We start from the raw sequence: 13,485 nt of genomic DNA on the forward strand, positions 1-13,485 counted from the left end.
ATAAAGTTGATATGATATCTATCCTGGTCTACAATTTGACCCAATATCTTGAGCATATCCTTTAACCTCATCATTCCTTCTAATCTAGCTACTGGTATCATCCTTGCTCCTTCTAGTTTACTAATCTCATATCCTACCTTTTTATTTAAAATAATTACTCTTTTATTAAATCTATTCTTTTTAGAAATACTCTTTTTTATATTTATCTTCTTTTCAAGAGCTTGTCCATAATTCATCCAAGTAACCTCCTTTGAGGAGTTGTCATAACTCCCCATCTATGATATAATTGCATTAATATTAAATTTATTAAACTTCCTAATCGCCTGTACCAGCAGGTGATTATTTTTTGTCCACTATTATCTGCTATATCTACCAATCTATATGACTTCCTTCCTACTTAAACTATTTTTATTCTCACTTTGCTCTCTCTTTATCCTTCTTTTAACTACTTTAGCGTATATAGAATCAAACTCCTTACGCTTTAACTGCCTAAGTTCTTCAGGAACATCAGCAATCGTTATATTGGTTATTCTCAACTCTACTCCCACAGCATCCCCCCTATTATGTATATCTTATTTTAGCAACGAATTGTCCTATGCTTGGTTTTTTCTGCTAATAACCTTCATTCAATCTTTCACAACACATGAATAATCTTCATTATTATCGGAATACTAGTTCACGTATCATGAACTTAAATCTAAAAAAATATCCTCATATGTCTTATTAGGAAATAAGGATAATATCTTATTAATTTCACTCTCTTTAAAATCACTCTTTCCATTCTCTTTATTTAAATAGGTTCTAGGTGTAGTATCTAAGATTTCTGCCATATCTTCCTGAGTTAATGAGTTCTCTATCCTAATTCCCTTTAATCTCATATGTGATTTAATCTTCATATTTACCCCCCTTTCTTGTTCACATATTGTGAACTTATATTTATATTATAGTTCATGTATCGTGTATTGTCAAGGGTTAAATTCATTTTGAGTGAATTATTTTTCACAATTAGTGAACTTTATAGATTTTATTCACATTATGTGTAATAATATATTATATAAGGAGGTATCGTCATGACTCTAGGAGAAAGACTTAGAAAGTTAAGAAAAGAAAGAAATCTTACTTTAGCTGATTTATCAAGTCACTTTCATATGAGAAAAAGCACTTTTTCTAATTATGAAAATGACTATAGAAAACCAAATGCAGACCTACTAGAAGAGTTAGCTGATTACTTTAATGTTTCTGTTGATTATCTATTAGGCAGAACCAATGAAAGAAATCCAATGGAAAAATTAACAGCTCTTGCCCCAGAAGGAACTTTAAAATTATTAACTGCTGAAGAGTTAGAATTTCTAAGGGAGTTAGCACAAGATGAACAGAGACAAGTACTGTTAAGAGAATCTAGAGGACTAACCGATAGAGACTTAGCTAAAGCAATTAGAATAATTAAAGCCTTTGTAGAAGAAGAGGAAAGTAAATAACACACCTACTTTCCCCTTGCATTACTATAAAGAAAGGAGATTTTTATGTCTAAAATTAAGCACGCAGAAATAGTAGCTAGACAATTTTTAAAGAAACATAAGCTCAAAGTGCCAATCAATATAGAAGAAATAGCTAAGCTTTTAAATATCAGAGTGACTTATGCTAGTTTTGAAGGTGATGGTGCTATCTTATACAATGGTAAAGCAAAATTAATAATCGTAAATAAAAATCAAGAAATTGGACAACTTCGTTTTAATATAGCCCATGAGATATCTCATTTTCTGTTAAAGCATAGAGGTAAAATCTTCAATACCCACCCTGGTGATGAAAAACCACTGTATGAAAAATGTGCAGATACTTGTGCTAGCGAATTATTAATTCCTAGAAATGAGTTAAAACGAAAACATTATCAATTTAATGGCGATATCCAAAAACTAAAAAATTATTTTCAGGTTTCTGAAAAAGCTATGATAACTAAAATGAATATTTTGAACTTACCTTATCACAATACCTTTTATAAGTGATATTTATTTTTTACCTTATAAAAGAATTTTTTAACTATTATTCTTTTATATGTAATATGATATCAAAGCAATACTAACTTTTTATAAATACATAAAGGTTACTAAGGGATACTAATGATAATTAGAAATTAAAATTATATTATAAGGAGGAATTGATATGAAAAGAGCTATAGCTTATATTAGAGTATCTAGAGCCAGAGACAATATGATTACTCAAGATACACAATTAGAAAAGATTAAGCAATATTGTAGATTACATGAAATTAAGCTAGTAGATGTCTACTCTGACCTTGATTACTCTGGTCGTTCTACAGACAGACCTGGTTTTCAAAAATTATTCAAAGATATCAAGCATGGAAAATTAGACGCTGATTATTTAATGGTCTATAAGCTAGACCGCTTTGCAAGATCAGTTACATCATTCCATAAATATATGAATGCCCTTGATAGTTATGGCATCAACTTTATCTCAATCACCCAACAATTTGATACTTCTACTCCAATTGGAAGATTAATTCGTAATATCCTAGTAGACTTTGCCCAATTTGAGTCAGAAATGATAGCAGAAAGAGTCAAAGATAATCTTACCAAAAATGCAGCAGATGGTAATTGGAATGGTGGTCCCTTACCCTTTGGTTACGAATTAGATGAAAAAAGTAATATCTTAATTCCCAAAGAAGATGAAGCAGAGATTGTTAGAAACTTTTTTGACTGGTATTTAGAAGCTGGTGGCAGCTTTAATCAAATAGCTCAAAAAGTTAATAAAGAAGGAATTACAACCTCTAATAATAATCTATGGGCTCCATCACGTATCGGAGAAATTATTTCCCATCCTCTTTATTGTATAGCTGATGAAAAATCTATTAATTACTTTGAAAAGAAAGAGATTAAGGTTTTTAATAAAGAGACAGCAAATGGAAAAAATGGTTTAATGAGATATAATAGACGTACTTCAGATGGAACTCTAAATGAAGAAGAAAACTGGTTAATATCAGTTGGTCACCATCAAGGACTTATACCATCAGATAAATTCATTCAAGCCCAATATAAACGTAAAAGAAGGTCAAAACGCCCTCCACGAGCTGGAACTAGTACTAAAGGACTTTTAGCCTACCTATTAAAATGTGGCAAATGTGGTCGAGCTATGACTTTTTATTCATCTACTAAGACCTTAGCTAACAATAGAAAAAAGACCTATAGATATTATGTCTGCCGAGGAAGAAATCTAGGGAAATCAGTTTGTAATGGTCAAAGAGTGAATGCAGATAAAGTAGATGAATTAGTAATTAAGCAGATCCAAAATACAGACCATGAGAAATTTAATAATCTTCTTAATAAGGTAAGAGATGATTTAAAATACTCTATTAATAACTTAGAAAATAAAAGATTAATCTTAAAAAGAGATCTAGAACAATTCGAGAAAGAAGAAAAGAATTTATTAGATAAATTTAAAAAGACGAAGTCAGATCGATTAATATCTCTTATAGAAGATGAAGTAGAGGAGATCGCTGAAAAAAAGATTAAGATAGAGAATAAGTTAATAGAAATAGAAAATAAGTTAGATGAAAATCAATCTCAAATTTATTCAGATGAGTATCTATTAAATAAAATACATGAGTTTAATGAAAACTTTGATGAAATGACCTTTGAAGAAAAACGTAGCAGTCTACAAAGTATAATTAATAAAATCACTTATGATGAAGGGGATATTGAATTAGATCTATTCTTTTAACTTAGCTTTCATAGTTGTACTTTGTAACTGTATGATTCATCGTGCATTGCATTAAAGAAAATATCTCGTAAATATGGATTATTTGTCATTAAATAATAACTCTTATACTTCTTATAATCTGCAGTCTCATCTAAAACCCTCTTCTCTAAATACTCCTGATAATTATCTACATCTAATTCAAACTCATATTCATATTGAGAGACAAATTTATCACTAGTTAGCCTTTCATAAGCCTTCTGTAGCTGATAAGCATGCTCTCTTTCATCTTTAGCAAATTCATTAATCATCTCAGCAGCAAACTGATTTGGAGCTATATCAGCTAAAGATCTATAATAAGCTGAATCCCTTAGTTCACTTTCAATTGCTAAATACATCTCCTGTAATAGAAAGGATAAATCTTCTCCATTGACTTCTTTAACACTTTCCTTTTTCATCTTCATCAATTCTCTGCTTATCTCTAATATATCCTTCTGTGTTAGATTATTTAATTTCATTAACCACCCTCCTTTCTTAATAACATTATATTCCAACCAATAAAAAACGTTCCTGTCATCTATACCTCTTTTAAGAATCAGAACAAGGATCTGGTGGTTTAGGAGATGGGGGTTGCTTAGGTGGTTGACAGATCCCACCTGCTAATAAACAAGTAAAGACAAAAAGTGCAATCACTATAACAATTATCAAAATATTAAATAAAACAATCAGATTCGTAGGTGAATAGCTTTTATCATCATACTCCTCTTCTATTTTTTCTTCAGTAAAGGGGGGCAACACTGGTCCTTCTGGTGGTATTGGAGGCACTAATAAATCTTGATAAGCTAATATGCTAGCTATAAACCCTATGGCTGTAGAAATAACACCAAGAGTATCTGCAAAGGTTGCTTCTCCTATTATTCCTGCTCCCTCTTGTTGTAACTTTGTCTTACTAAGGCTATTTGAGGTTATACTTTTTAGCAGTTTTAGAAACATTAAATTCCCTCCTTTCTACTTATTAATTTATTCAGATCTTACTAACTTGGTGAAATAAGAATAGATTGAATGCATATAAAAAGACAAAAACCCCCTAAATAAAGGATTTTTGTCTATTAATTCTCCCATTTAATCAATCTCTTCTCTAACCAGACTATTAAATAATATAATAGACCTGCAACTATACAGAGAATAATCACACTGGTCATTACCAAGCTTAGCTTAAAGACTTGACCACCATAGACTATCAGATAACCTAATCCAGCTTTAGAAACTAAAAATTCTCCCACTATCGTTCCTACCAAAGATAATCCTATATTTACCTTTAAGGCAGAAAAGATAGTCGGCAAATTCTCCATCAAAACTACCTTCTTAAAGATTTGAAACTGATTTGCTCCAAGAGTACGTAGTAGCTTAATCTTATTATTATCTGTCTCCCTAAAGCCATTATAGACCATCATAATAGTTACTATGATAGATACTAATAATGACATCCCTATAATGGCAGTCACCCCATTACCTAACCAGATAATCAAGATTGGGCCCAAGGCCATCTTAGGTAATGCATTTAGTAAGACAATATAAGGTTCAAAAACCTTTGATAGATAATCAGACCACCATAAAGCAGTAGCTACTATCAAACCTATTATTGCTCCTAAAGTAAATCCTACCAAGGTCTCATAAATTGTAGTCCAAGTATGTTTAACCAGTTCTCCATTTAAAGCCATCTTGTAGATGGTCTTAGCTATCTGGGTTGGGTAGCTGGTAATGAATGGATCAATAACTTTATACCTAGCAGCCAGCTCCCAAGCTATTATAACTACTGCTAAAATAGCTAGTTGAGAGAACTTAACTCCTATCTTCTTTAGCCTAACCCTCTTTAAATATTGACCATGCTCTGTAGTAACAGCATCTTTAGTCAATATCCTTTCAATAAACTTAAACATAGATATCCAACTCCTCCCATAAGGAATTGAAGTACCTGTTAAACTCTGTTGCTTCTCTTGCTTTAAAGGTAGAATACTCTCCATCGATAGTTAAATCTATCTTGTAATCACTCTTGATCTCTCCAGGGCGTTCACTAAAGACCAGCACCCTATCAGACATAGCAATTGCCTCTCCAATATCATGAGTTACTAAAATAACAGTCTTCTTCTCTTCCCTTAATATCTGTGCCACCTCATCTTCTAAGGCCAATTTAGTATGGTAATCTAATGCAGAGAAGGGTTCATCCAATAAGAGAATGTCAGGCTCAATAGCCAATGTTCTAGCCAAAGCAACCCTCTGTCTCATCCCCCCTGATAATTGGGTAGGATAATAATCTTCAAAATCTCCTAGTCCATAATCAGCTAATAATTGGCGTGCCCTCTTTCTACTAGAATCATTGAGTTCACCTCTAATTTCCAATCCCAATAAGACATTATCTAAGATACTTCTCCAAGGGAATAAATAATCTTCCTGCAGCATATAAGCAACTCTTTGATTGATGCCATCTACCTCTTTACTATCGATCATCACTTGACCATCTGTTGGGGATAGTAACCCTGCCAAAAGTGATAAGGTAGTACTCTTACCACAGCCACTAGGACCAATTAAACTGACAAATTGATTATCTTCTATAGTAAAGCTTAGGTCTTTAAGAGCTTCTGTCTCACCTTCTAAAGTATGGTACTTCATTCCTACAGCTTTAAACTCTACCTTAGACATGACTACCCCCCCTTTACTCTACTAAGTAGATGGCTCTTCTAGCAAAGCTAGTATTGACTAATATTCCATAGTCAACAATCTCTTCTAGCTCTCCAGCCTCCATAATAATCTCTTGCCAATGTCTAAAATCTCTTCTCTTTAGAATCGGATTATGTGCCCAAGTCTCTTGGCTCTTATATCTATCCACTACCTTTACTAAAATATTAAAGTCTATATTCGGAAAAGAAGGTCTAATCACTCTAGCTATCTCTATAGCAGAATGGGAATAAACCCACTTTTGAGCACGATAAACCGCTTTAGTAAATTTTAAGACTGTTTGTGGATTCTCTTTAATATAGTTCTTTCTTGCCATATAGACTGTATAAGGTACCTTTCCACCAAGCTTTCCAAAAGAGGCTACTACATGAGCTGCACCTGTAGCTTCTAATTGTGATGCCTTTGGCTCAAATAACTGTACAAAATCACCTAATCCATTCTTAAAGGCTGGTGCATTTGCAGTAAAATCTAAATTAGTAATAATCTCTACATCCTTAAAGGGCTCGATCCCATTATGGCGCAGAGTATATTCCATCACCATCTCTGGAGCACCGCCTGGACGGTTACCAACAACCTTCTTACCCCTTAGATCATCTATAGTGAAATCAGGCATCGGCTCTCTTGCCAATAGAAAAGAACCTGCTGTCTGGGTCAATTGGGCAAAATTGACCAAATAATTATCTGCCCCTTGCTGATAAATATATACAGTAGTCTCTGGACCTATTAAAGCTATATCAGCATGATTAGACATTAAGCTAGTAGCAGCTTTATCACCACCCCAAGCAGTAGATAACTCTATATCCAACCCTTCATCAGCAAAGAATCCTTTATGTATTGCAACATATTGAGGTGCATAGAAGATAGAATGAACAACTTCATTTAACCTAACCTTAGTCTTTGCAAAAGCACCAAAGCTTACGGTTAATAACAAGACCAAAACCAAACTTCCAATCAGTAATCTCTTCATCAAATCACCTCCCAATTTTTATACATATATTCTATGTACCATTAATTGAAACTGTGAATAAAAAAAACGAGATCCCTGAGAATCTCGTCCAAATCAATGTTATTTAATTTAAGAATAAAGAGACACCTTTACCACCTTTGCCGATATGATATAAAGCCTTAAAGATTTTACCCTTCTTATAATAGTTGGCTCCTAAGAGAAAGTGGGTATATTCATTCTCTTCTATCTCTAAAGACTTCTTCAATGCTTTCTCAGCCTGATTGTAATTCTTTAATTCATGCTCTACTACAGCCAAATAATTATAGGTCCAAATATTTTCTGAATCTAACTTAACTAATCTATCAAATAACTCTTTAGAATCCTGATAATCCTTCATTATATAATAAGCAAATGCTAAATAATTACTATCTATAATATCATTACTATTCTTCTCTACTATCATCTTATATTTAGGTATAGTCTCTTTTAACACTTTTTTTCCTTTATTCTCATCTAAACTCTTAAATATCTCTGTAGCTTGCTCTATCTTCCCTAAGTTAGCATAGGCAACCGCTAATTCATAGTTTACTACTATATTCTCTCCACTGTCCTCTAATAGCTTGTTTCTCTCTAAAGCTACCTCTTCCCATTTACCTTCAACTTTACTAACAGCCCAAGCTTTATTAGGGAATAATATTATTGAAAGCAGTAATAGGATTAGTAAGAATCTCTTCATATAACTTTTCCCCCTAAGATATTAAATTAATTCTTTTTACTATAACTATTCAATATCTAACAAGGAATACCTCTTCTAAATTTATATTTCCTGAATATTTTATAAAAGGATAAAATTTGAACTTTATAATTTAGGGATCTTGATTTTACTGATCATCAGATAAGATAGTACTATTATCAATAAGATGAGAAGCTCCACAGAAACTGAATACTTGTAGCTAAAAAAGCTAACAAAGGACAATAAAGCCCCAGCTACAGTGATAGGTACTCCCACATAAGTGCCATCAAATTCTGTAATATTATACCTTGCTAACCTTAATGCACCTGCCATTGGAAATAAAACTGTCAATAATAGACCAAATCCACCTAATCCTATCAACCCAATCCTCCAGACCAATATTGCTGGAGCAATACCAAAAGAAACTATATCAGCTAAAGAGTCTAGCTCTTTTCCTAAGTCACTTGTAGCTTTAAGCCCTCTAGCAAGACGACCATCAAATACATCAAACAGACCTGCCAATAATATAAACATTGGAGCCAAGTGCATCTCTTCTTGGATAATGGCTAAAATAGCTATTATTCCACAGGATAGATTCCCCATAGTCACTGCACATGGAATCAGCTTTAAATCAATAGACTCCTTGATACTTCTCTCTCTTAAAAACTCTCTAATCATTCCCAACTACCTCCCCAATGATAGTAATTCTACAGCTTACCTTCTAATCTTCTTTAACCTTTATCTCTACATACTCGAGTATAATAATTTCAGTACAAGAACCAAATTTAATCAATCCAAAAATTCTCCCTATTGAAGCTTGTCATTATTAGTAACCCAACAGACTATTCTACTTAAAGCTATAAATCCCGTGACCTGATTGACCAAAACCTTCATCTGATCATTTTCCAACTCCATTCTTTTTATATAACAAGATACTATTCTCCCTTTAAGAGAGTTTTCCTGCAAAAGATTAATAAATTCTATAATAATATTCTATTCTAAAATCTTGTGTTGGTAGAACAGATAAGACAAAATTACAGCTTGAGCCTAAGTCCAAAATTAAAATTTAGTAAATTATAAGAATACTATTCTAAGCTTTATTTAGACTCATACTTAAACTCAATCTTAAGCTGACTCAATATATCCATTAAATCCTACTTAAATCCAACTATTCATTCTTAGGGTCTAAAGCATCTCTGACCCCATCTCCTAATAAATTGAAGGATAAGATGGCAATAAAAATCATCAGTCCTGGTATCAATAACCAAGGAAATGAGGTTATCTTAGTAATCGATTGAGCTGAACTTAACATATTACCCCAGCTAGCATCAGGCTGTTGAATACCTAAACCAATAAAGCTCAGACCTGACTCCATCAAGATATAACCAGGAATAGCCAAAGTTGCTCTAACAATTACATAGGTCGTTGCTGTTGGTAAGATATGTTTCCAGATTATTCGAAGATCACTAGCACCTAAGGATTTAGCTGCTACTACATAATCCTGATCCTTAATCGACATGACCATTCCTCTAATTACCCGAGCCATCCCAGCCCAACCAATAAAAGAAAGAATTAAGATTATTAAAAAGAATCTAAAAGCAGAAGATAACTTAATTGGTAAGACTGCAGCCAAGGCTAACAATAAATAGAAGCTAGGAATACTTAAAATCACCTCTACTATTCTCATTAAGAGACTATCAATCCAGCCCCCGTAATACCCTGCAACCCCCCCAATTAGCAGACCAAAGATACTGGTAATCAATATCCCTGCAAAGCCTAAGAACATAGATACCCTTCCTCCAAATAATATTCTAGTAAAAATGTCCCTGCCATAATTATCAGTTCCCATTAAGAAGAGATGAGCAGGTTCATCTACCCCTACAAGATGAATAGTGGTTGGGATAAGTTTCAAAAACCTATACTCACTATCTTGATAGAGAAGTTTGATGGGATATTTTTTACTTTTATCCTCTTGATACTTTGCCCAGCCTGTCGCTTTAGTAGCATAGACATAGGGCCAAGTCAGTCCATTAGCATCTTTAATATGAATCTTAGTAGGTGGATGGAAGAAATGATTCTTAAAAGCCTGATTTGGGTGATAAGGAGCTAAAAACCCAGCCAGAATAACCATTAGATATAAAGCTAAAATAATAACAGCAGCTATAGTTGCCATTTTATGCTTAGCTAATGATGAAAGTTTATCTCTCCAAAAAGAGTATTCTACTCCATTAGAACTCTCTTTATTCATTCCTTCTTTAATCTTTACTTGAACCATCTTTCTTCCCTCCTTTAATCATATCTAATCCTAGGATCTACTACAGATAATAATATATCAGCAACTAAATTTCCAATTACTAATAAGATGCTCCCCATCATCAACCCTGCCATTACTAAATAAATATCCTTAGCTCTAACGGCCTCTAGCATCATCCTACCCATCCCTGGCCAAGCAGTTACAATCTCTGTCAAAGCTGCTCCACTTAAAAGTCCACTTAATTGAAAACCAAAGATAGTTATTAGAGGATTAATGGCATTTCGAAAGGCATGCTTATAAATAACCTTCTTTTCTTTCAATCCTTTAGCTCGAGCTGTTCTGATATAATCTTCTCTCATCACATCTATCATCTGCCCTCTCATCTGGCGCATCAACCCTGCTACTGATGCTGTTCCTAACACAATTGCTGGCACTAAAAGATGCTTTAAAATATCAATAATCTTAGCCCAAGGGCTTAACCACTCATAATCAACACTGGTCATTCCACCAATTGGTAGATTAAGATTGAACTTGACAATCAGAAATAATAATAATAATGCAAAAAAGAAGTTAGGAATTGATAAACCAATAAAAGCAAATATCCCTAAAATATTATCACTCCAGCTATACTTCTTAACAGCTGAATGGATACCAATTGGTATGGCTATCCCCCAACTAATTATCATCGCAGCTAAGGATAAAATTAACGTATTTAATAGTCTACTACCAATCACATCTGTTACTGGGGCATTCCATTTAAAGGATCTACCAAAGTCTAAATGTAGTACCCTCCATAGCCAGCGAAAGTACTGTTCTACTGGATTCTTATCTAACCCATACTTGATCTTTAAGTCATTGATTAACTCTTCTGAGATATCTGGATTCATCTTTAAAGTCTCAAGATAATCTCCTGGAGTCAATTGCATGATAAAGAAGCTGACCATAGAGATTATCAGCAATAGTGGAATTACTTGTAATAGCCGTTTAGCTAGATAAGTTAACATTCTGCCACTCCTTTCCTAATTAAGAATAAATGCTACAAAGGGAGGGTGACCAATTATCTAGCCACCCTCTTTAAATACTATCTTTTATTTTTCTAAATAAAGTTCTTCTAAATTCCACAATACTCCACCTAAAGCATTAGGTCTTACATTTTTTAAAGTATTTCTAACACCATAAATAGAATCGGCAACTGCAGTATAGATAACAGGAACCTGATCTGCTACAATCTCTTGCCACTGGTCATAATACTTCTTACGCTCCTCATAATCAGAGGTAGTAGCTCCCTTTAAGAAGAGCTCATCTATTCTTGCCTCCCACTGGGTAGCTGGCTCTTGCTGCTTGGGATTCCACATATGGAGATTACCACTAGATTTCCAAACATTGGAGCCACTATTTGGCTCTGGACTTCCAGTAAGATAGAGGAAGAAAGCATCCCAAGTATATTCACTGGTCAACTGTCTAACTAGCTTACTAAAGTCAATCGGAATAGCATGAACTACCATCCCTAACTCTTTCCAACCATTAGCGATAATATTTAAATTGGCTTCACTTAATTCATTGCCTGCATTGGTCACAAAGGTAAACTCTACAACTCGACCATCTCGGTCTATTAGTTGTCCTTGATCATTCCAGCTAAAACCACCTTTCTTTAGCTCTGCTCTAGCTTGATCTAAACTATAAGGATATTTTCTAATATCAGGATTTAGAAATCTCTTATTAGGAGCACTGACTGCATTAAAGTCAGGCTGACCAAAACCGGCATAGACCTGATTAATAATAGTCTCTCGATCTACTGCATAAGCAGCTGCCCTTCTAAAATGGATATTTGTAAACCATTCATACTTCCAAGGCTGTTCTTTAACGTTTGGATTATTAGGATTTTGGTTAAAGGAGATCAACGATTTAAACCAAGTCGGTCCAGCATCGTATAAGGTGAAGTTCTTTTGCTCCTCCATCGCCTTCATCCTATTATAATCACTATTCTTAATCCCTACAAGGTGGGTCTCACCTTTTTCAAATTTAAGCACCTGAGTCTCTCTGCTTCCTGCAATCTGACGGACTATACGGTCGATATAAGGTAGTTGATTGCCTTCTTGATCCTTCTTCCAATAATATGGGTTACGTTCAAAGACAAGCCTCTCACCAGTCTTATAATCAACAAATTTATAAGGTCCAGTCCCCACAATCTCACTTACCTTAGTATCTATTCCCCAGCTTTGATTAAACTTCCCTGCTTGCCAAGTCTGATAGAGCTTATGCTTTGGTAAGATTACAAAACCATTTAATTGACTCAACAGAGGTGCATAGGGCTGAGGTAGAATTAACTTAACAGTATAATCATCTACTTTTAGTACTTCTATCTTTTCACCACCGATAATCATACCATCCTTAGAACTATTAGGAATATTCTCATCATAGACTACTTGATAGGTAAAGATTACATCATCAGCACTAAAGGGCTCTCCATCATGCCATTTGACATTCTCTCTTAAATGGAAGGTCCATTTTAAGCCATCTTCACTGACTTCCCAACTCTTAGCCAACTCTGGTTCTATCTCTAAGGTCTCAGCATTACGATCAGTTAAACTCTCCAAAACTATACCTACTATCTCTGAATGTTCTGAGCTAGTAATTGGATTAAAACTTCCTGGATCACTTAATAAATCAGCAGTAATTAAAGTTCCTCCATACTTGTCATCTCTACTTGACTGCTCACTTTTAGCAGACTCCTTTCCACCACAAGCTGTTAAAATCAGACTTGTAGCTAAAAGCAAGACTACCATTAACTTTAGATTTCTCATCTTATTCATCTACTAAACTCCTCTCTACTCAGTGTATAATTGCTTTCATTATCAAGAAATTGACTTTAATTAAATTTGCAAACTATTTTTTAATTATCTCATTTATCACTCTGATTTTCAACTCTTTATGGAGAGTAATAAGTTGCTAGTAACCATATAATTAACTGAAAAAGAGCAGACTACAATAGCCTGCTCCAAAACTCTAGGTTATAATTTCCATTCTCTCCTTATAGTTTTTAGAAAGCAAAAACTATTGCTGGTCAAATAATTCTTTATTATTTCCTATTGAAAACTTAATTTA

General features: G+C 33.8%; 16 protein-coding genes. 3 read left to right on the forward strand and 13 right to left on the reverse strand.

From position 1 onward, the window contains the following. From BX659_RS14595 to BX659_RS14600, 3 genes are all read right to left on the reverse strand, one after another. Positions 1-236: hypothetical protein (locus tag BX659_RS14595; protein WP_146129056.1), on the reverse strand; the 236-nt coding region annotated here is incomplete at its 3' end. A gap of 141 nt (positions 237-377) precedes the next feature. Beyond that, a complete protein-coding gene (locus BX659_RS19075) occupies positions 378-548 on the reverse strand; it encodes a hypothetical protein (protein ID WP_172431952.1) in 171 nt (56 codons plus the stop codon). Positions 549-683: 135 nt separating this feature from the next. Further along, positions 684-896 (reverse strand): helix-turn-helix transcriptional regulator, encoded by a 213-nt coding sequence (locus BX659_RS14600; RefSeq protein WP_216358822.1) that lies wholly within the window; start codon positions 894-896, stop codon positions 684-686. A gap of 174 nt (positions 897-1,070) precedes the next feature. On the opposite strand from BX659_RS14600, the gene BX659_RS14605 reads away from it, so the two are divergent. The 3 genes from BX659_RS14605 (at position 1,071) to BX659_RS14615 (ending at position 3,735) form a co-directional block, all read left to right on the forward strand. Then, positions 1,071-1,478, forward strand: coding sequence for a helix-turn-helix domain-containing protein (locus BX659_RS14605; RefSeq protein WP_097018805.1), 408 nt, complete (start codon positions 1,071-1,073; stop codon positions 1,476-1,478). Positions 1,479-1,523: 45 nt separating this feature from the next. After that, on the forward strand, positions 1,524-2,003 hold the full coding sequence (locus BX659_RS14610; RefSeq protein WP_097018806.1) for an ImmA/IrrE family metallo-endopeptidase: 480 nt from the start codon (positions 1,524-1,526) through the stop codon (positions 2,001-2,003). 157 nt (positions 2,004-2,160) lie between these two features. Further along, positions 2,161-3,735 (forward strand): recombinase family protein, encoded by a 1,575-nt coding sequence (locus tag BX659_RS14615; RefSeq protein WP_097018807.1) that lies wholly within the window; start codon positions 2,161-2,163, stop codon positions 3,733-3,735. 8 nt (positions 3,736-3,743) lie between these two features. Here BX659_RS14615 and BX659_RS14620 read toward each other — a convergent pair whose 3' ends face one another. From BX659_RS14620 to BX659_RS14665, 10 genes are all read right to left on the reverse strand, one after another. Beyond that, positions 3,744-4,229 (reverse strand): ferritin family protein, encoded by a 486-nt coding sequence (locus BX659_RS14620; protein ID WP_097018808.1) that lies wholly within the window; start codon positions 4,227-4,229, stop codon positions 3,744-3,746. A 70-nt stretch (positions 4,230-4,299) separates the two neighbouring features. Next, positions 4,300-4,704: a hypothetical protein gene (locus BX659_RS14625; protein WP_097018809.1), complete on the reverse strand. Its 405-nt coding sequence runs from the start codon at positions 4,702-4,704 to the stop codon at positions 4,300-4,302. 116 nt (positions 4,705-4,820) lie between these two features. Beyond that, positions 4,821-5,651: an ABC transporter permease gene (locus BX659_RS14630; RefSeq protein ID WP_097018810.1), complete on the reverse strand. Its 831-nt coding sequence runs from the start codon at positions 5,649-5,651 to the stop codon at positions 4,821-4,823. Then, positions 5,644-6,411, reverse strand: coding sequence for an ABC transporter ATP-binding protein (locus tag BX659_RS14635; protein ID WP_097018811.1), 768 nt, complete (start codon positions 6,409-6,411; stop codon positions 5,644-5,646). The genes BX659_RS14630 and BX659_RS14635 overlap by 8 nt, the downstream gene beginning before the upstream one ends. Before the next feature lie 13 nt (positions 6,412-6,424). Further along, on the reverse strand, positions 6,425-7,414 hold the full coding sequence (locus BX659_RS14640) for an ABC transporter substrate-binding protein (protein WP_097018812.1): 990 nt from the start codon (positions 7,412-7,414) through the stop codon (positions 6,425-6,427). A 103-nt stretch (positions 7,415-7,517) separates the two neighbouring features. Beyond that, complete coding sequence (locus tag BX659_RS14645; protein ID WP_097018813.1) at positions 7,518-8,129, reverse strand: tetratricopeptide repeat protein; 612 nt, start codon at positions 8,127-8,129, stop codon at positions 7,518-7,520. Positions 8,130-8,252: 123 nt separating this feature from the next. Further along, on the reverse strand, positions 8,253-8,804 hold the full coding sequence (pssA, locus tag BX659_RS14650; protein ID WP_097018814.1) for a CDP-diacylglycerol--serine O-phosphatidyltransferase: 552 nt from the start codon (positions 8,802-8,804) through the stop codon (positions 8,253-8,255). A 490-nt stretch (positions 8,805-9,294) separates the two neighbouring features. Next, positions 9,295-10,401, reverse strand: a complete 1,107-nt coding sequence (locus BX659_RS14655) for an ABC transporter permease (RefSeq protein WP_253250781.1) — start codon at positions 10,399-10,401, stop codon at positions 9,295-9,297. 14 nt (positions 10,402-10,415) lie between these two features. Then, the gene (locus tag BX659_RS14660; RefSeq protein WP_097018815.1) at positions 10,416-11,384 is read right to left on the reverse strand and encodes an ABC transporter permease; all 969 of its coding nucleotides are present in this window, start codon (positions 11,382-11,384) and stop codon (positions 10,416-10,418) included. 84 nt (positions 11,385-11,468) lie between these two features. Continuing rightward, positions 11,469-13,193 carry an ABC transporter substrate-binding protein gene (locus BX659_RS14665; protein ID WP_097018816.1) on the reverse strand — a complete coding sequence of 575 codons (1,725 nt, stop codon included), beginning with the start codon at positions 13,191-13,193 and terminating at the stop codon, positions 11,469-11,471. Positions 13,194-13,485 lie beyond the last annotated feature (292 nt).

This window comes from Orenia metallireducens, assembly GCF_003001995.1.
In the GTDB taxonomy this organism is placed as follows: Bacteria; Bacillota; Halanaerobiia; order Halobacteroidales; family Halobacteroidaceae; genus Orenia; species Orenia metallireducens_B.